This is a genomic window from Aliiroseovarius sp. ABM4_368 (assembly GCF_056161205.1).
The window spans coordinates 865,888-882,868 of sequence record NZ_JBSWYR010000001.1; the positions used below are offsets into that span (position 1 = coordinate 865,888).

19 protein-coding genes and 1 tRNA gene are annotated in these 16,981 nt (G+C 58.8%); 9 read left to right on the plus strand and 11 right to left on the minus strand.

Going from position 1 to position 16,981, the window contains the following annotated elements:
- Positions 1-9 precede the first annotated feature (9 nt).
- Genes purQ through purC form a run of 3 tightly spaced genes read right to left on the minus strand, consistent with a single transcriptional unit; the run spans position 10 to position 1,685 of the window.
- Complete coding sequence (purQ, locus tag ACXAH3_RS04335; RefSeq protein ID WP_474860832.1) at positions 10-678, minus strand: phosphoribosylformylglycinamidine synthase subunit PurQ; 669 nt, start codon at positions 676-678, stop codon at positions 10-12.
- The gene (gene purS / locus ACXAH3_RS04340) at positions 678-908 is read right to left on the minus strand and encodes a phosphoribosylformylglycinamidine synthase subunit PurS (protein WP_474860833.1); all 231 of its coding nucleotides are present in this window, start codon (positions 906-908) and stop codon (positions 678-680) included. The genes purQ and purS overlap by 1 nt, the downstream gene beginning before the upstream one ends.
- A gap of 12 nt (positions 909-920) precedes the next feature.
- A complete protein-coding gene (purC, locus tag ACXAH3_RS04345) occupies positions 921-1,685 on the minus strand; it encodes a phosphoribosylaminoimidazolesuccinocarboxamide synthase (protein ID WP_474860834.1) in 765 nt (254 codons plus the stop codon).
- A gap of 298 nt (positions 1,686-1,983) precedes the next feature.
- Here purC and ACXAH3_RS04350 point away from each other — a divergent pair, with 298 nt between their 5' ends.
- From ACXAH3_RS04350 to bmt, 3 genes are all read left to right on the plus strand, one after another.
- Complete coding sequence (locus ACXAH3_RS04350; protein ID WP_474860835.1) at positions 1,984-2,295, plus strand: DUF1476 domain-containing protein; 312 nt, start codon at positions 1,984-1,986, stop codon at positions 2,293-2,295.
- A gap of 189 nt (positions 2,296-2,484) precedes the next feature.
- The gene (locus ACXAH3_RS04355) at positions 2,485-4,443 is read left to right on the plus strand and encodes a phosphatidylglycerol lysyltransferase domain-containing protein (RefSeq protein ID WP_474860836.1); all 1,959 of its coding nucleotides are present in this window, start codon (positions 2,485-2,487) and stop codon (positions 4,441-4,443) included.
- A 130-nt stretch (positions 4,444-4,573) separates the two neighbouring features.
- Positions 4,574-5,590 carry a betaine--homocysteine S-methyltransferase gene (bmt, locus tag ACXAH3_RS04360; RefSeq protein ID WP_474860837.1) on the plus strand — a complete coding sequence of 339 codons (1,017 nt, stop codon included), beginning with the start codon at positions 4,574-4,576 and terminating at the stop codon, positions 5,588-5,590.
- A gap of 127 nt (positions 5,591-5,717) precedes the next feature.
- Here bmt and ACXAH3_RS04365 read toward each other — a convergent pair whose 3' ends face one another.
- A complete protein-coding gene (locus ACXAH3_RS04365; protein WP_474860838.1) occupies positions 5,718-6,803 on the minus strand; it encodes a PA0069 family radical SAM protein in 1,086 nt (361 codons plus the stop codon).
- Positions 6,804-6,982: 179 nt separating this feature from the next.
- Here ACXAH3_RS04365 and ACXAH3_RS04370 point away from each other — a divergent pair, with 179 nt between their 5' ends.
- The 3 genes from ACXAH3_RS04370 (at position 6,983) to ACXAH3_RS04380 (ending at position 8,597) form a co-directional block, all read left to right on the plus strand.
- Positions 6,983-7,687, plus strand: coding sequence for a corrinoid protein (locus tag ACXAH3_RS04370; RefSeq protein ID WP_474860839.1), 705 nt, complete (start codon positions 6,983-6,985; stop codon positions 7,685-7,687).
- Positions 7,688-7,773: 86 nt separating this feature from the next.
- On the plus strand, positions 7,774-7,959 hold the full coding sequence (locus tag ACXAH3_RS04375) for a hypothetical protein (RefSeq protein ID WP_474860840.1): 186 nt from the start codon (positions 7,774-7,776) through the stop codon (positions 7,957-7,959).
- Positions 7,959-8,597 (plus strand): DUF1638 domain-containing protein, encoded by a 639-nt coding sequence (locus tag ACXAH3_RS04380; RefSeq protein ID WP_474860841.1) that lies wholly within the window; start codon positions 7,959-7,961, stop codon positions 8,595-8,597. The genes ACXAH3_RS04375 and ACXAH3_RS04380 overlap by 1 nt, the downstream gene beginning before the upstream one ends.
- 70 nt (positions 8,598-8,667) lie before the next feature.
- Here the strand turns inward: ACXAH3_RS04380 and ACXAH3_RS04385 are convergent, their stop codons facing one another.
- On the minus strand, positions 8,668-9,078 hold the full coding sequence (locus ACXAH3_RS04385) for a SufE family protein (protein WP_474860842.1): 411 nt from the start codon (positions 9,076-9,078) through the stop codon (positions 8,668-8,670).
- Between the two features lie 129 nt (positions 9,079-9,207).
- Between ACXAH3_RS04385 and ACXAH3_RS04390 the strand changes: the two genes are divergently transcribed.
- Positions 9,208-9,687 (plus strand): hypothetical protein, encoded by a 480-nt coding sequence (locus ACXAH3_RS04390; protein WP_474860843.1) that lies wholly within the window; start codon positions 9,208-9,210, stop codon positions 9,685-9,687.
- Between the two features lie 7 nt (positions 9,688-9,694).
- On the opposite strand, the gene rnd is transcribed toward ACXAH3_RS04390, so the two are convergent.
- From rnd to purM, 3 genes are all read right to left on the minus strand, one after another.
- On the minus strand, positions 9,695-10,855 hold the full coding sequence (gene rnd, locus ACXAH3_RS04395; protein ID WP_474860844.1) for a ribonuclease D: 1,161 nt from the start codon (positions 10,853-10,855) through the stop codon (positions 9,695-9,697).
- Between the two features lie 108 nt (positions 10,856-10,963).
- Entirely contained in the window at positions 10,964-11,569 is a 606-nt protein-coding gene (purN, locus tag ACXAH3_RS04400) for a phosphoribosylglycinamide formyltransferase (RefSeq protein WP_474860845.1), read from the minus strand.
- Entirely contained in the window at positions 11,566-12,615 is a 1,050-nt protein-coding gene (gene purM / locus ACXAH3_RS04405) for a phosphoribosylformylglycinamidine cyclo-ligase (RefSeq protein WP_474860846.1), read from the minus strand. Before purM ends, purN begins: the two co-directional genes overlap by 4 nt.
- 135 nt (positions 12,616-12,750) lie before the next feature.
- Between purM and ACXAH3_RS04410 the strand changes: the two genes are divergently transcribed.
- A tRNA-Ile gene (locus tag ACXAH3_RS04410) sits at positions 12,751-12,827 on the plus strand.
- Positions 12,828-12,932: 105 nt separating this feature from the next.
- Here ACXAH3_RS04410 and ACXAH3_RS04415 read toward each other — a convergent pair.
- Positions 12,933-14,099 carry an MFS transporter gene (locus ACXAH3_RS04415; RefSeq protein WP_474860847.1) on the minus strand — a complete coding sequence of 389 codons (1,167 nt, stop codon included), beginning with the start codon at positions 14,097-14,099 and terminating at the stop codon, positions 12,933-12,935.
- 96 nt (positions 14,100-14,195) lie between these two features.
- Here ACXAH3_RS04415 and ACXAH3_RS04420 point away from each other — a divergent pair, with 96 nt between their 5' ends.
- A complete protein-coding gene (locus ACXAH3_RS04420) occupies positions 14,196-14,669 on the plus strand; it encodes an Lrp/AsnC family transcriptional regulator (protein ID WP_474860848.1) in 474 nt (157 codons plus the stop codon).
- 115 nt (positions 14,670-14,784) lie between these two features.
- On the opposite strand, the gene ACXAH3_RS04425 is transcribed toward ACXAH3_RS04420, so the two are convergent.
- Entirely contained in the window at positions 14,785-15,540 is a 756-nt protein-coding gene (locus ACXAH3_RS04425; protein ID WP_474860849.1) for a class II aldolase and adducin N-terminal domain-containing protein, read from the minus strand.
- Between the two features lie 82 nt (positions 15,541-15,622).
- Complete coding sequence (locus tag ACXAH3_RS04430) at positions 15,623-16,975, minus strand: ATP-binding protein (protein ID WP_474860850.1); 1,353 nt, start codon at positions 16,973-16,975, stop codon at positions 15,623-15,625.
- Positions 16,976-16,981: the final 6 nt, after the last annotated feature.

Genomic DNA, 16,981 nt, shown 5'->3' on the forward strand with positions numbered 1-16,981 from the left:
CCATCACAATCAGGCAGCGACGACGCTGTCCACCAACGAGCGGAACATTGCCACCCCGTCAGTGCCGCCATGCAGTTCATCCACACAGCGTTCCGGGTGCGGCATCATGCCAAGAACGCGGCGGTTCTTGGAAATCACGCCCGCAATATCGCCGGTCGAGCCATTGGGATTGTCGGTGTAAGTGAACGCAATCCGGCCCTCGTCACGCAGCTGTGCCAGCTTTTCATCCGTGACGTTATAGTTGCCGTCATGGTGGGCCACCGGCACTGTGATCTCTTGTCCTTGCTCATAGCCGGACAAGAAGTCACAATCCGCGGTTTCTACTTTTAAACCAACGGGTTTGCAGATGAACTTAAGGTTCGCATTGCGCATCAAAGCACCGGGCAGGATGCCGGTTTCGGTCAACACCTGAAAGCCGTTGCAAATGCCAATGGCATAGCCACCACGTTCGGTGTGTTTGATCAGAGAACGAGTGATCGGCGACTGGGCCGCGATGGCTCCGCAGCGCAGATAGTCCCCAAACGAGAACCCACCGGGCACACCAACGATGTCCAGATCGGTTGGCAGCTCGGTTTCCTTGTGCCAGATCATCTGGACCTGTGCACCCGCGCGCTCAAACGCGACCGCCAGGTCGCGGTCACAGTTCGAGCCGGGAAAGACAATTACGCCGGCCTTCATCACAGCACCTGAATGGCGTAGTTTTCGATCACGGTGTTGGCCAGCAGCTTCTCGCACATATCCTTGATCTGATCTTCCGAGGTGCCCGGAGCCACGTCCAGTTCGATCACTTTGCCCTGACGGACTTTCTCGACGCCTTCAAAACCCAGATTGCCAAGCGCGTGGCGCACGGCCTCGCCCTGAGGGTCCAGAACGCCGGTTTTCAGCATCACATCAACACGTACTTTCATGGGTACACTTCCTTAGTTGATCAGGGTCGGTTTGGTGGCGGCGTGCGTCACGTTCGAGGGCAAAACCCCCAGGCGGCGCGCAACCTCGGTATAGGCATCGTTCAGGCTGCCAAGGTCTTGACGGAACACGTCTTTGTCCAGCTTCTGGCCGGTCTCGATGTCCCACAAGCGGCAGCTGTCGGGGCTGATTTCGTCAGCAACGATCAGACGCGGGAAATCACCTTCATAGACGCGGCCGAATTCGATCTTGAAGTCGATCAGCTTGATGCCCACGCCGTACATGGTGCCGGACATGAAATCATTCACACGCAGCGCCATGGCGACGATATCGTCCATATCCTGCTGGCTCGCCCAGCCGAAAGCGATGATATATTCCTCGGGCACCAGAGGGTCGCCAAGCGCATCATCCTTATAGGAAAACTCCACAATGGGACGCGGCAGGCGAGTGCCTTCCTCAAGCCCCAGACGTTTCGCCATGGATCCGGCGGCATAGTTGCGCACGATTACTTCCAGCGGCACGATTTCGGCCGCGCGGACCAGCTGCTCGCGCATGTTCAGACGTTTGATAAAGTGGTTCGGCACGCCGATTTGGGTGAGCCCGTTCATGAAAAACTCGGACAAGCGGTTGTTCAACACGCCCTTGCCTTCAATCACGTCCTTCTTTTCGGCGTTGAACGCGGTGGCATCATCCTTGAAATACTGGACGATGGTTCCGGGCTCGGGGCCTTCATACAAAACCTTTGCCTTGCCTTCATAAAGCTTCTTGCGCCGTGCCATCTGGTCCCTCGCGTCAGGTTTGACGGGTCTCAGCGTCACGAGCCCCCTGCCCGTCGCGACTCCGTCGTTGTCCGCCCTATAAGGGAAAGGCCCATGTGGGGCAAGAATATCGCCCGCCAAATCCTTACAGAAACAACAAATACAGGAAATCCCCCCCGTGAGAGCGCTAGCGGGGTTGCGATGCGCGCCTGTGATTGGCATATCAGACAGGAACGCGGACGCAGGCGCCTGTTGCTTGCGCACGGTAAGACCAAGACCCCGCCGGTTGATAAGGCCCGCCAGTTGATAAGGGAAAACTATGACCACTTTTGACGATCGCGAAAGCGCGTTTGAAAACAAGTTCGCGCATGACGAGGAAATGCAGTTCAAGGCCGAAGCCCGCGCAAACAAGAAACTTGGCCTGTGGGCCGCTGAAAAACTGGGCAAATCCGGTGATGACGCCGAGGCTTACGCCCGCGAAGTCATCGTGTCCGACTTTGAAGAAGCCGGCCATGAAGATGTTGTGCGCAAAGTGACCGGAGACCTGAGCAGCGTCACCGCTGACGAAGTTCGCGCCAAGCGCGCCGAACTGCTGGCTCAAGCCAAACAAGAGATCATGAACGAGGTTTAAGCCCCTCGAGCATATACAAAAATCAGAAACGGTGCGTCCACAGGGCGCGCCGTTCTTTTATAAGGGGGATCGCACGCGGACCAGGGTCAGAGCGGCGGGAAAAACCCTGAAATATTGAGCTATTAAGACTTCTTTCGTCAGCTTTTGCGATGCTGGTCGCAGCAATGTGGGGCACGATTGGGGTATAAGATGAAAACGCAGGCAGAGGGCGCGGATCGCGCGGCCAAGCGCGGATTGGCGGCGGCGCTGACGCGCAGTGCGGAAAGCGGGTTGGATCTGCGCCGCGCAGCGCTGCGTCAACTGTTGCCTCTTGGCCTAACCATCGGGCTGGTCGTTCTTTTGTGGCAACGGATGGAGGGGTTGGACCTGCCCTATATCTATGCCGCGCTGAAAACGGTGTCACCGGCGCAATGGCTGGGGGCTGCGCTGTTCTCGGCCATCTCGTTCTGGGCATTGGGAAAATATGACGGTGTGGTGCATCGGCTAATCGGCACGCGCGTGTCGTCCAAAGCGGCTGAACGTGCTGGCATCACCGCCATTGCCTTGTCACAAACCGTGGGATTGGGTGTCATATCCTCGGCCCTTGTGCGCTGGCGCATGTTGCCGGATTTGTCGTTGATGCAAGCCATGCGGATTTCGGCCATCGTGGCGGCATCCTTCCTGTCGGCTTGGGCAGTCGTGGCCGCGCTGATCTCGTTGACGGTGCCGATGATCCTGCCCTGGACGGGCTGGATTGCTTGGGCGGTCTTGGGCGGGGCCGCTGTGTTCGCCCTTCTGTCTGTCCTGCGCCCATCCTTTATGTCCGCGCTTCGCATCCCACCCCTGCGCGCGATGGGGGCGTTTCTGGCGCTGGCCCTGATCGACACCGCCGCAGCCGGGGCCGCCCTGTGGATGGTCCTGCCTGATGGGTGCGATGTGGCGATGCTGCCCCTTCTCGCCGCCTATCTTCTGGCCTTGGGGGCTGGGCTGATCAGCAGCACACCGGGTGGTATGGGCGCGTTCGAGCTGACCCTGCTGGCCCTGCTGCCCACCCTCGATGCCGAGCCGCTTTTGGCCGCTGTTCTGGCCTTCCGCACCATTTACTATGCCCTGCCCGCGCTGATTGCGGCTGTGATCACCATACGCGGTCCGCAGACCAAACAGGGTCAGATGGACAGTAACCAAACGCACTTTATGGCGATGAAATCCGTGCCAATCCTGCCCGCCCATATGGCCCAGATCATCGACGAAGCCCCGCGTGCCGAAGCTGGTTTGCTGCGCCATCGGCAATTGTCTTTGATCACCGCAGGCAACGGGGCGGCGGCGATGGGCGCTTCTGCTGGGCAAAGCCTTGTGATCCTGTCGGACCCCCTGACGCCAAGCGCCGACAAAGCAGCCCTGCTTTCGGATCTAAACGGTTTTGCAAAACGCAGTTTTCTGTCTCCGTTCCTCTACAAAGCCGGGGGTCGTTGGGCCGCAACTGCGCGCAGCAATGGATGGCGCGTTCTGCCCATCGCGCGCGAGGGCTGGATTGACCCAACCCATTTCACCTTGGACGGCTCACGCAAACGCCAGCTGCGCCGTAAACTGCGGCAGGCCGAGGCATCAAGCCTGACCACCTGCGAAGCCGGTTCTGAACTGCCTTTGGCGGACATGCACACTATCGCCGAGGAGTGGCGCAATTCGCGCGCGGGCGAGCGTGGCTTTTCCATGGGCAGATGGCACCCTGATCACCTACCCCATGCCCGCGTCTATCTGGCATGGCAGCAAGGCGAGCTTATGGGCTTCCTGACCCTGCACGAGAATCGGACCGAGCAGACGCTGGACCTGATGCGGATGCGCCCGAATGCCCCTGACGGCACCATGCACGCGCTTTTGACCCGCGCGATTTCGCATGCAGCAACGGAAGGTTGCACCCGTCTGTCACTGGCCGCCGTTCCGCTGGAAGATCGAAAAAACGAGCCTTGGGCCCTCCGCCACGCACGGGCAAAGCTGGACCAAATCAGCGGGGCCGCCGGATTGCGCCAATTCAAGTCCTCTTTCGCGCCCCAATGGGAAACACTTTACGCAGCAGCACCTACACGCGCGGCACTGGGGTTCGGGGCGTTGGACGTCACGCGCGAAATTTGCCGCAAGGCTGAGATTGGCCTGTTCAAACAGGGCGGCTAGCCGCAACCTGGGCCAACTGGCTTGCCCTACAAATTGAGCACCTTTCAAATGCAACATGAGCCTATTGCATTTGCACCCACGCGCGTTCCGTGGCAGGTAGCACCCAGACCAGCGGTGAACGGAGACACCCATGACAGATGCCCTGACGAAACTGATGAACGAACGCGATTGGCTGATGGCGGATGGCGCCACCGGGACCACCTTGTTCAATATGGGCCTGACCTCGGGCGACGCGCCGGAACTGTGGAACGTAGACAAGCCGGACAACATCCGCGCGCTTTACCGCGGCCCGGTCGAGGCTGGATCGGACATTTTCCTGACCAACACATTTGGCGGCAATGCCTCGCGTTTGAAACTGCACGACGCGCAAGATCGCGTGCGCGAGCTGAACCGCGTGGGCGCCGAGCTTGGCCGCGAAGTGGCCGACGCATCAGGTCGGACTGTCATCGTAGCAGGCTCGGTTGGTCCAACCGGCGAGATTATGGAACCGATGGGATCGCTGACTTTCGACGGTGCGGTCGAGATGTTCCACGAACAGGCCGAGGGCTTGAAAGAAGGCGGCGCAGATGTGCTTTGGGTTGAAACCATTTCTGCCCCTGACGAATACAAGGCCGCGGCGCGCGCTGCCGAACTGACCGGCATGCCCTGGTGCGGCACGATGAGCTTTGACACCGCCGGACGCACCATGATGGGCGTGACATCGTCCGACTTGGCGAAAATGGTGGAAACCCTGCCGAACCCGCCGATCGCCTTCGGGGCCAATTGCGGCGTGGGCGCGGCCGATCTTCTGCGCACGGTTCTGGGCTTTGCCGCCCAAGGGTCTGAACGTCCCGTGATTGCCAAAGGCAACGCGGGCATTCCGCAATATGTGGACGGCCATATCCACTATGACGGCACGCCCGAGCTGATGGCAGATTACGCCGTTTTGGCGCGTGATTGTGGCGCAAAGATCATCGGCGGTTGCTGCGGCACCACGCCTGAGCATCTGCGCTCCATGCGCGAAGCGCTCGAGACGCGTCCAGCCTCTGGCTCACGCCCGACGCTGGATCAAATCTCGGACGCGATTGGTGGATTCTCGTCGGCTTCGGACGGGACCGGCGATGACGCATCTCAACCCGCGCGCCGCTCGCGTCGCCGTCGAGGTTGATACGCAAAGACATACTCCAGTCTGGCGCGCGCACAGCGCGCGCCCTGCCCGCCACAGGCACGGGTCCGTCTACGGATCCAATGCGTTTCGACGTATTGTTCTGCGCCAACGGCAAGCCGAAACGCTCCTAGAACAGACTGAGCTGATCGCCCTGCTGCAACGGCGCTTGGAACAGATCACAACGCATATCTGGCAAGTGTTTTGTCAGACCCAACCGCTGACAGGCCTTCTGAAATCTTTGTTTCAAAAGATCGGCCACCACACCGCGCCCCACAAACCGCTCTCCAAATTCGGATTGATAGTCCTTTCCATCACGCATCTCGCGCACTCGGTTCATGACGCGGTCGGCGCGATCTGGGTAATGCTCGTCCAGCCAGTCTTGGAATAAAGGTGCGACTTCGCCAGGCAAACGCAGCAGAATATAACTGGCCGCCACCGCACCCGCGTCTCGCCCCGCTTCCAATATCGGCTCCAACTCGTGATCCGTCAGCCCCGGCACGATGGGCGAGGCCATAACGCGCACGGGCACCCCAGCATCGGACAGGTTCTGGATCATCCGCACCCGCCGCGCCGGACTGGGCACGCGGGGTTCCATTTTGCGCGATAGATCGGCTTGCAGGCTGGTGACCGAGACCCCCACCTGCGCCAGCCCCTTGGCCGCCATCCGTGAAAGGATGTCCAGATCCCGCTCGATCAGTGTGCCCTTGGTGATGATCAGAACCGGGTGATGAAAGGATTCCAACACCTCAAGCACCTGCCGGGTGATCCTATGCTGAGCTTCAATCGGTTGATAAGGGTCGGTGTTCGTTCCCATCGCCAAGGGAGCCACCTGATAGGATTTGCGCCGCAATTCCTTTTCCAGCTGCGACGCCGCATCTGGCCGCGCGATCAGGCGGGTTTCAAAGTCCAACCCGGCGGAATAGCCCAACCACGCATGGGTCGGCCTTGCATAGCAATAGATGCACCCATGTTCGCAGCCCCGATAAGGATTCAGGGACCGATCAAAGGCCAAATCGGGCGAGTTGTTGCGCGTGATGACCGAGCGCGGGCGCTCAATCGACACCTCGGTTCTGAAGGGCGGCAAAGGTTCCTCGGTCCAGCCATCATCGACGCGTTCGCGCTGAAATTCCTCGAATCGGCCGGCCTTGTTCGACCCAGCCCCACGTCCCCGGCGGCAATCTGCGTCAATTCTGTCAAAACCCGTCTCATCCATGAGGTTAAAATAAGAACATTTGCAGAACAATCAAATGAAATTCACAATCATAGCGCAGAATATTCATTTGCCATCAGGTCGGTGACAGGGCACTCCATGTCGCAAATCGTCCAGACCTATCGCGCTATCATGTCGCATTAGGGAATATGAAACAGACCTCCAGCCAGGGAAAGACGCACATGTCTGATGAAGAAGAAGATATCATCCTGAGCGAACTCAATGATGAAGAGTTGGTGCAGCAGATGCATGACGACCTTTATGACGGTCTTGCGGAAGAGATCGAAGAAGGCGTCAACATTCTGCTGGAACGTGGCTGGCAGCCCTATGATGTGCTGACAAACGCGCTGGTTGGCGGCATGACCATCGTGGGCATCGACTTCCGCGACGGCATTCTGTTTGTGCCCGAGGTTCTTCTGGCCGCGAACGCGATGAAATCCGGTATGGCGATCCTGAAGCCTCTGCTGGCTGAAACGGGTGCGCCGCGCATGGGCAAGATGGTGATCGGCACTGTAAAGGGCGACATCCACGACATCGGCAAGAACCTTGTATCGATGATGATGGAAGGCGCTGGTTTCGAGGTCGTGGACCTTGGCATCAACAACGCGGTCGAATCCTATCTGGAAGCCTTGGAAAAAGAAGAGCCCGATATTCTGGGCATGTCGGCCCTGCTGACCACCACCATGCCCTACATGAAAGTGGTAATCGACACGCTGGTCGAAAAAGGCATTCGCGACGACTATACCGTTCTGGTAGGCGGCGCGCCGCTGAACGAAGAGTTCGGCAAGGCCATTGGTGCTGACAGCTATTGCCGCGATGCGGCAGTCGCGGTCGAAACCGCCAAGGATTTCATGTCCCGCAAGCACAACCAGATGGCCGCTGGCTGATCTTTGTGCGGGGATATCCCAAGGATTTGGGCCTCGCCTTCTGGCGGGGCCTTTTCTTTTTCACGGCCCGACCCCAAATTGATCCTATGAGCAAAACACGTTTCATCTTTCTGATCACGATGGTGATCCTTGCGGGCGGTCTGACCGTTCTGGTGGCTGGATGGGCCGCGGCTTCGGGGCAGTTGAACGGACAGGTTGCGATGGCGTTGCTGCCACTGGTGATGCTGGCGTCGATCGCGTGGCGGGCGTTAAGTGCAAGGCAGGACGACTGATGCTAAGCGACGACGCGCTTACCCATGACGGGTTGGAAGTGACCCAAGGTTCAGGATCGGTACTGATCCTTGCCTGTGGAGCTCTGGCAAACGAAATTCTGGCGCTGATCCGTCTGAACGGGTGGGAACACATGAGCCTGACCTGCCTGCCCGCCATCCTGCACAATTCGCCCGAGAAAATCCCCGATGCAGTGCGTGCAGCCGTGGGGAAGCATCGCGACGAATATGACCACGTATTTCTGGCCTATGCCGATTGCGGAACGGGCGGTCAGCTGGATGCAATTTGCGCGGAAATGGGGATCAAGATGATCCGCGGCCCCCATTGCTATTCGTTTTTCGAAGGCAACGACGCTTTCGCCGCCCGCGCCGAGGGCGAGATTGATGTGTTCTATCTGACCGATTTTCTGGCGCGCGGGTTCGAGAGTTTCGTGATCAAGCCCTTGGGCCTGGACCGGCATCCACAGCTGCGCGACATGTATTTCGGGCATTACACCAAGCTGATGTATCTGGCGCAGACCGACAATCCCGAGCTGGACAAGATGGCAAAAGCCGCCGCCGAGCGTTTGGGGCTGGCGTATGAGCGGCAGTTTACCGGGTATGGTGATCTGGAAGTCGCGCTAAGGGGGCTCACTTCGTGAGCCTGAGGGGCGCTGCCCCTCTGCGCTACGCGCATTCACTCAGAGGTATTTATTACTATAAAATAAAGACTTAGGCCGCTTCCGACGCATATTGGCGGATCCGTTCGACCATCGCACGTAACCCGTTGGACCGCTGCGCGGACAGGGCTTCGTTCAAACCTAGGCGGGCCAGTTCGGCGGGGGCGTCGATTTTGGCCACTTCAGATACGGGTTGATCGGTGTACAGCGCGGACAGGACTGCAATCAGCCCTTTCACGATCATCGCGTCGCTGTCGCCTGCGAAGCTGAACTTGCCGTCGGTGATTTCCGGGTGCAACCAAACCTGACTGGCGCAGCCTTCGACCTTGGTGGCGGGCACTTTCAGGGCCGGGTCCATGTCCGGCAGCGATTTCCCCATGTCAATCACGGTCGCATAGCGATCTTCCCAGTCATCTAGGAAGGCGAAATCTTCGACAAGCTCTTCAAATGCCGGGCTGGCCATAGGGGATCCTTTCGTGCTTTTGCTTTGACTAAGCGCTGCGCGGCCAAAGGTCCAGCCTTGGTGCGGATTGCTGTCTTTTCAAAGGGGCCGACATGGGCTAACCCTTTGGGCAGAGATAAAGGAGCCGACATGAATTTCCGCCGATTTGCTGCCCCTGCCCTGTTGACCGCGTCTTTGCTGGCGCTGACGGCTTGCGGCGGGAATGCGAACCTGAACCCGCTGGGTTGGTTCAATTCGAACCGGGTCGAGCAAGTCGCCGTGATTCCCGAAGGCGGGTTCCTGGACGAGCAGGAAAATCGCGGGCTTGTGAGCGACGTGGTCGATCTTCAGATCCTGCGCGCACAAGGGGGTGCCATCATCCGCGCGAAAGGCTTGCCGCCGCGTCTGGGCTATTGGGATGCCGAGCTGGTGCCGGAAAACTTCGAGCGGGCGGAAAACGGCGTCCTGACCTATATGTTCCGCATCACCGAGCCCTATTACCGCACCCAAACCGGGCGTCCGCAACAGCGTGAGGTCTATGTGGGTCACTTCGTGTCTGACGTAAAACTGCAAGGCGTGCGCACGATCCGCGTGGTGGGCGCGAATAACAGCCGAACCGCCAGCCGCTGATCAGCTTTTAGACTTCAAAGACTTCGACGCGTTGGCCTTTTGCGGCCAGCGCCAGTTTACCTTCGCAGAGGCGCAGGGCGTCGTCGCCGAACACTTCGGCGCGCCAGCCGGTCAAGGCTGCAACGTCGCGTTTTCCAGCTGCTAATGCGTCCAGATCTGCGGCCGAGGCGATCAGTTTCTGGGCCACTTTTTCCTGTTCACAGCGCGCTTTCAGAAGCACACGCAGAAGGTCGGCCAGCGCCGGGTTCACTTGCAGTTTTTCCTTCGACCGGTCAGGCGCCTTGGGCAGCTGATCTTGTGGCAGCTCCATCCCAACTGCGATGGCTTTCAGGATTTCTTCCGCCACCTCGCCCTTGCGCGCCTCACGCAAAAGCAGGCGCGAGCGTCCAAGTTCTTGAATGGTGCGTGGCTTGGTTGAAGCCAATTCCAGCAGTGCGTCATCCTTCATCACCCGGTTACGGGGAATGTTCCGCGACTGTGCATAGCCTTCACGGAAGCGCGCAAGCTCCTTCGCAACACCAAGGAAACGCCCGGAATTCGTACGTGTTTTCAGACGCTTCCACGCATCTTCCGGGTGGATTGTATAGGTCTCGGCGGCGGTTAGGCTGGACAGTTCTTCCTGGACCCAATGGGCACGACCCGATTTGTCCAGCTCGGCCGACAGGTATTCGTAAATGCCGCGCAGGTGGGTCACATCCCCCAGCGCGTATTTCTTTTGCGCATCTGTCAGCGGGCGGCGCGACCAGTCGGTGAAGCGGCTGGATTTGTCCAACTGCGCGCGCGAGATTTTGCGCACCAAGGTTTCATACCCCACCTGATCGCCAAATCCGCAGACCATCGCGGCAACCTGTGTGTCAAACAGCGGGCGCGGGAAGACGCCTGCCTCGACAAAGAAGATTTCCAGATCCTGGCGGGCGGCGTGGAAGACTTTCACGACGCGTTCATCGCGGAAAAGCTCGTAAAGCGGCTCCAGCGACAATCCCTCCACCAGCGGGTCGACCAGCACGGCGTCCTGTTCGTCATCGCCCGGCACTGCCAGCTGGATCAGACATAGTTTCGAGTAATAAGTGCGTTCGCGCAGGAACTCGGTATCGACGGTCACATAGGGGTGCGAGGTAGCCCGGATGCAAAATTGTTCCAGCGCCTCGGTCGTCGTGATCGTGATCATAAGTACTTACCTGCTCTTCTAAGCGCCCCAAAACTTAGGCTTCGCTCGGGTTTAAGGGTAAACTGCGGGAAAGGGAAGCCTTGCACAACTTTGCAACGAACTGGTGCCCTATGGCAGCAAGGTCGGGGCGCGGTCCCCATCTGCAAAGCGGCGCAACACCGCGGGGTAAAGCTGGTGTTCTTGTATCAGCACCCGTGCGGCAAGCGTGTCCGCGGTGTCACCGGGTTCGATGGGTACACGGGCTTGTCCAAGGATCGGGCCGCCATCCAGTTCGGCGGTGACTTCATGCACAGAACAACCCGCTTCCGCATCCCCGGCATCCAGCGCACGCTGGTGGGTATGCAGGCCTTTGTATTTCGGCAAAAGCGACGGGTGAATATTCAGGCAACGCCCCGCCCAGTGGCCAGTGAAGCCTTCGGTCAGAATGCGCATAAAACCAGCCAGACAGATGATGTCGGGATTGGCGGCATCCAACACAGCGTTCAGGGCCGTTTCAAACCCTTCGCGGTCACCTTTGAAGTCGCGGTGATCCACAACGGCGGTGGGAATACCCATGGCGCGGGCCTTGGCCAGACCACCCGCATCCGGCACGTTCGACAGCACCAGACAGGGGCGCGCCGGGTGATCGCCGGTCATGGAACTGGCCAGCGTCACCATATTCGAGCCGCCGCCTGAGATCAGGATGGCGACCCGTTTCTTGGTGGCGTCACTCACGCGAGCGATCCCAGATAGCTGACGCCCTCGCCCTTCTGGATACGGCCCAGTTGGGTCACGGTCTCGCCGGCATTGGTCAAAAGATCGGTCAGCGGTTTCGCGGCCTGCGCGTCTACAACCAGCACCATGCCCTGACCCGCGTTGAAGGTCTTCAGCATCTCGGCCTGATCCATTCCGCCAGTTTCTGCCAGCCATTTAAAGACGGGCGGCAGGTCCCATTCGTCCAGATCAACCAAAGCACCCAAACCTTCGGCTAGAACGCGCGGCAGGTTTTCGGTCAGGCCACCGCCGGTGATGTGGGCCAGCGCATGCACGCCCCCTGCCCGCACGGCCTCGAGCGCCTGACGCACGTAAAGACGCGTCGGGGCCAACAGAGCCTCGCCCAGCGTGATGTCAGCGTCCCACGGACAGCCTGCGTCCCAGCCAAGGCCCGAGACCTCAACCAGCTTGCGCACCAGCGAATAGCCGTTTGAATGCACACCGTCCGACGCCAGACCCAGAAGAATGTCACCGTCTTTGACGCCTTTGGGCAAGTCTTCCCCGCGCTCCATCGCGCCGACCGAGAAGCCAGCAAGGTCAAAGTCGCCATCTTCATACATGCCGGGCATTTCGGCAGTCTCGCCGCCAATCAGCGCGCAGCCCGAAAGCTCGCAGCCCTTGGCAATGCCTTCGATGATCCGCGCGGCCTTGTCGGTTTCCAGACGGCCCGTGGCGAAGTAATCAAGGAAGAACAAAGGCTCTGCGCCCTGACACACAAGGTCATTTACGCACATGGCCACCAGATCGATGCCGATCGTGTCCACATTGCCGGTGTCAATCGCGATGCGCAGCTTGGTGCCCACGCCATCGGTGGCCGAGACCAGAACCGGATCCTTGAACCCTGCGCCTTTCAGATCAAACAGCGCGCCGAAGCCGCCAAGACCAGCCATCACGCCCGGACGGTTGGTGCGTTTTGCGGCAGGTTTGATGCGCTCAACCAGCGCGTTGCCCGCGTCGATATCCACGCCTGCGTCTGCGTAGGTGATGCCCTTGGATGCGTCGCTCATGTCTGTCCCCCATGGTGGCTGTGGTCGCGCGGCAAATTTTCTGCGCCTGCGATAGCGTAAGGGGCAGAAAGAGTCTACGGCTTGCTTGACGCTGGCCACCAGTTTGCTAGCTATGGCGCCACCAAGAGTAACAGTGGGCCTGTAGCTCAATTGGTTAGAGCAGAGCGCTCATAACGCTTTGGTTGCGGGTTCAAGTCCTGCCGGGCCTACCAAAAATCTCCGATCTGTGCCGATGGTTGTATAGCTGAGGTTTAAGGATCACTCGCTGATGTATGGATTCTTTTCGTCATGCATCAGATGTCCGGTAAGAGCCCATACTAGTCATTTTCTGCATTCTGACGAACGTCCGCTTTGGCGAGGCGGTATTGCCGTCGAACCGCGCCTAGCGTCGCAGGCGCGATGCAAGCCGCCGAGAGAAGCGCAATGACCGAAAAGTCATACGCTTCGAAAACCACTTTGAAGACCGTCGTGCCTACGAACATGGCGGCATAGGTGACCGCACTATAAAGACCGAGAATAGTTGCACGCTGCCCCGGAGACAGCGCCGTCAATTGGCCCACAAGAATGTTCAATCCAAGATGGTTTGCAGCGCCCCACATGAAACAGAACACAATGAGGGCCATACCGAACGGTGCCAGCAACGAAAGCCCGACATATACGCAAAGCAATGTAACGAAGACGACCGGAGCGGCTTTGGTTGCTCCATGCTGGTCAATGAAGCGATCAAGGGGCGCGACAACGCCAAAGCCAACACCATATGAAAGCGCAGCAAGACCCGCGATACCGGTCGCAATCCCCAACACTTGCGTAAGATGTGTGCCCAAGTAGGCATAGAGCCCGTAGAAGGCCGCCATGTAGCAAGCTACGGCAAATAGGATCGGGGGAAGGCCTGTTATTCGTATAGCCTCAAGCGGCGAGGTTGCTTTCTCGGTTGGGCGCGTTTCCGAAATCTCAGCCTGCCTAAGTGCGATAAGCAAAATCAGACCAGTCGCGCCAAGGATCACAAAAACGATGCGCCAATGCAGGAAATCAGTGAGAACGGCCGACAGGCTTACACCAGCGACGAGACTGAGCGTCCAGCCCGTCAGAACTTTGCCAAGGGTTTCGCTTTCATGTCCTTTTGGTGCGATTTCGGCTGCGAGCCCGTAGATTGCAGGCAAGGCGAGGCCCGCTGCCAATCCGGCCAATGCTTGGCCCACGATCAGGACCCACAGCACTGTTGCCGATGCGCAGACCGCCATCGTCAAGCACAACCCGATGAGCGCAAAGAACAATGCGCGCCGCAGCCCGATCTGATCTGCTTTTGGTGCAAGCGTCAGCGCGCTGATCGCTGTTGCCGCGCCATAGACAGCCGAGGCAAACATGACGTCGGTCGCGGAGCTGCGCGGCAAGGACACCGCAACGTCCGTTGCGATTGGACTGAGGACCAAAGAGTTTGATCCGACAATACTGATGCCTAACATCAGGAGCCAAACTGGGTTCATCGTGCCCCCCTTTCGAGGACAAACCGGTAGACGAATTTGCTCCAATACGATACTAGATTCTGTAATTTCTTGAAAAAATCGAATGAGGTTCGGTAAATGGCCAAGGATGCCTACGGTTTGGATGAGATTGACCGAAACCTGTTAGGCCTTCTGGCGAAGGATGCCGAACAGAGCTACAGCGATTTGGGTAAAGCGGTAGGCCTGTCTGCGCCGGCTGTCCATGAACGTGTAAAACGCTACAAATCCAGTGGGCGGATCAAATCCGTTTCGGCGCAGCTTGACCCGAAAATGACTGGAAAGCAGTTCTTAGCGTTCGTTCACATTAATACGAGCGGCTGGGGAAAAAGTGACGCGCTGATGCAAATCGAAGAGCTTCCTGAGGTCGAAGAGATTCATTCTGTGACAGGTGACACGTGCATGATCCTAAAAGTCCGGATGGAAAGTACACAAGCGATGGAGGCACTACTCGCGCGCCTTTACGCGCTTCCCGAAGTGATTTCGACCAAGAGCTATGTGGCTTTGTCGACATACTTGGAACGCCCGGTCCAAGCCGGTGTTTCCGATCTTTGAATTAGACAAAGCGGAAATTGCCTGCATGGCAGCTCCGTCCGCAAAGATGACACAGCGCGCTCTCAACTTGCTGCCGTCCCACATTTTGCGAACTTCGAAAGTATACGCCCCCCCCTCACGACGCATAATTGCTCCCCTCCTCATCCAAAATCGCGCGTAGTTCCGCCATATGCCGGTCGCCCTGATCTGGGTACTCTTCCAACTCCTGCGCGGTTTTCTCGGCAACGTCATCAGACAAAACCCGCAGCGGCTTGCCGGTTTGTAGGGCGCGGATAAAGGTCTCGGCGGCGCGTTCGAAATAATAAAGCCGGTTGAACGTGTCCGCGACGCTGTCTCCGATCACCAAGACGCCGTGATTGCCCATGATCATGACTTTCACTTTCGGGTCGGTCAGAAGCGCCGCACAGCGCTCGCCTTCATCCTCGAACGCCAAGCCGCCATAGCCGTCGTCGATCACATAGCGGTTGAAGAAGGTCGCGCAGTTTTGGTCAATGGGCGGCAGATTGCTGTCCGCCAAAGACGCCAGAACCGTTGCGTGGATCGAATGCACATGCATCACGCAGCGCGCGTGGGGGCAATGGCGGTGCACGCCACCATGCAGGCCCCATGCGGTCGGGTCTGGCGCATCAGGGCGGTCCATTGTGGTTGGGTCGTCCGCGTCAATCTCAAGCAAATCTGATGCTTTAACCCGTGCAAAATGCATCTGGTTGGGGTTCATCAGGAACTTGGTGCCGCTGTCATTCACCGCAAGGCTAAAATGGTTCGCCACGCCTTCATGCATGTTCAAGCGTGCGGTCCAGCGAAAGGCCGCGGCCATATCAACGCGTTCATTCCAATGGGCAATGTTTGGCACGGGGGCAATCACAGACATGGGGGCTCTTTTTCGGTCAGGTCCAGAAGACAGGTCATTTTGCGCCCTGTCGAGCCCGTTTGCGACCCGACCCTGCAATTGTTCAAAGCGGCAAAACCAGCTCGACCTTCAACCCGCCCAGATCTGCGCTGTCCCCCAACCGCAAATGCCCACCATGCCCGCGCGCAATGTCGCTGGCGATGGCAAGGCCAAGCCCGACACCCGAGCCCTTGTTCTGGTTGCGGGATTCGTCCAGACGGGCGAAAGGCTTCAGTGCCTCGTCGCGATCCTTGATCGCGATGCCCGGCCCATCATCTTCGATCACGAACCGAAGATCCCCGCGGCCAAGCAACAAAGACAACCGCGCGCGCGACCCGTAACGCGTTGCGTTTCCAAGCAAATTGTCCAATGCCCGCTCCAGCGAGGTGCGTCTAAGGGGCCGCTCGCCCGGGTCCGCAAGCTCGCCCAGTGTTACGTCCATTCCAGCCCGCTGCGCATTCTCGGCCAAATGATGGACCAGCGCCAGTGGGTCCACGGGTTCGGGCGCATCTTCCAGTGCGTCAGCCTGAGCAAAACCAAGAAAGCCATCGACCAGACGCTCCATGTCTTCGACGTCCCTCTCAAGATCCTCGCGCGTATCGTCATCAATCATCGACAGACCCAAACGCAACCGGGTCAGAGGCGTGCGCAGATCATGGCTGACGCCGGACAGCATCAGAGTGCGCTGTTCGATTTGACGTTCAATGCGGGATCGCATGTCCAGAAAGGCCTTGCCCGCCGCGCGCACTTCGGTCGCGCCGGCCAGACGGTACGGCAGAACCTGCCCCTTCCCGAACGCTTCTGCAGCGCGCGCCAGTCGCCGAATCGGACGCAATTGATTGCGCAGAAACAGATAGGCGATCAGGGTCATAAGGAACCCGGTGACGACCATCAAAACCAACAATTGATGCGGATTGGTGGCGGACATTCGGTCGCGCCCCAGCACGATACGCAAGATGCCATGATCGGTCGTGACAGCCAGCGTCACCACAGATCGATCCGTTTCCAGATCCACGCCGATCAGGTCCGGCAACCCTTGTTCTAACGTGCGCTCGACCCGCAATCCGGTGAAATCGGTGAACCTGCGCCGCGTGGTTACGGGATCCGAGGGCAAGTCCACTCGCGTGTTCAGCGGGCCCGCAATGCTCTGCGCTTGGCTTAGTGCCAGCTCAGCCGTTGGGGCAGCGTTTATCTGACTGACAATCAACGATACTTCGGCGGCCACGGCCTGGGTCATCTGAACGGTGATCCGGTTGAAATGCCGCTGAATGAACACGACCGACACCACCAATTGCAGCGTCACGATGGGCACGATCAGAATCAACGCGGCCCGGCCATACAGACCGCGCGGCATAAATCGTTTCAGCCATGCAAATTCGCGCCAACTGGCGCTTTTGGGGCGGTTCACCTGCGACATGGTCCG

Coding starts and splice junctions, on each gene's coding strand:
- purQ (WP_474860832.1), bottom strand. CDS start 678: ATGAAGGCCGGCGTAATTGTCTTTCCCGGCTCGAACTGTGACCGCGAC.
- purS (WP_474860833.1), bottom strand. CDS start 908: ATGAAAGTACGTGTTGATGTGATGCTGAAAACCGGCGTTCTGGACCCT.
- purC (WP_474860834.1), bottom strand. CDS start 1,685: ATGGCACGGCGCAAGAAGCTTTATGAAGGCAAGGCAAAGGTTTTGTAT.
- ACXAH3_RS04350 (WP_474860835.1), top strand. CDS start 1,984: ATGACCACTTTTGACGATCGCGAAAGCGCGTTTGAAAACAAGTTCGCG.
- ACXAH3_RS04355 (WP_474860836.1), top strand. CDS start 2,485: ATGAAAACGCAGGCAGAGGGCGCGGATCGCGCGGCCAAGCGCGGATTG.
- bmt (WP_474860837.1), top strand. CDS start 4,574: ATGACAGATGCCCTGACGAAACTGATGAACGAACGCGATTGGCTGATG.
- ACXAH3_RS04365 (WP_474860838.1), bottom strand. CDS start 6,803: ATGGATGAGACGGGTTTTGACAGAATTGACGCAGATTGCCGCCGGGGA.
- ACXAH3_RS04370 (WP_474860839.1), top strand. CDS start 6,983: ATGTCTGATGAAGAAGAAGATATCATCCTGAGCGAACTCAATGATGAA.
- ACXAH3_RS04375 (WP_474860840.1), top strand. CDS start 7,774: ATGAGCAAAACACGTTTCATCTTTCTGATCACGATGGTGATCCTTGCG.
- ACXAH3_RS04380 (WP_474860841.1), top strand. CDS start 7,959: ATGCTAAGCGACGACGCGCTTACCCATGACGGGTTGGAAGTGACCCAA.
- ACXAH3_RS04385 (WP_474860842.1), bottom strand. CDS start 9,078: ATGGCCAGCCCGGCATTTGAAGAGCTTGTCGAAGATTTCGCCTTCCTA.
- ACXAH3_RS04390 (WP_474860843.1), top strand. CDS start 9,208: ATGAATTTCCGCCGATTTGCTGCCCCTGCCCTGTTGACCGCGTCTTTG.
- rnd (WP_474860844.1), bottom strand. CDS start 10,855: ATGATCACGATCACGACGACCGAGGCGCTGGAACAATTTTGCATCCGG.
- purM (WP_474860846.1), bottom strand. CDS start 12,615: ATGAGCGACGCATCCAAGGGCATCACCTACGCAGACGCAGGCGTGGAT.
- ACXAH3_RS04415 (WP_474860847.1), bottom strand. CDS start 14,099: ATGAACCCAGTTTGGCTCCTGATGTTAGGCATCAGTATTGTCGGATCA.
- ACXAH3_RS04420 (WP_474860848.1), top strand. CDS start 14,196: ATGGCCAAGGATGCCTACGGTTTGGATGAGATTGACCGAAACCTGTTA.
- ACXAH3_RS04425 (WP_474860849.1), bottom strand. CDS start 15,540: ATGTCTGTGATTGCCCCCGTGCCAAACATTGCCCATTGGAATGAACGC.
- ACXAH3_RS04430 (WP_474860850.1), bottom strand. CDS start 16,975: ATGTCGCAGGTGAACCGCCCCAAAAGCGCCAGTTGGCGCGAATTTGCA.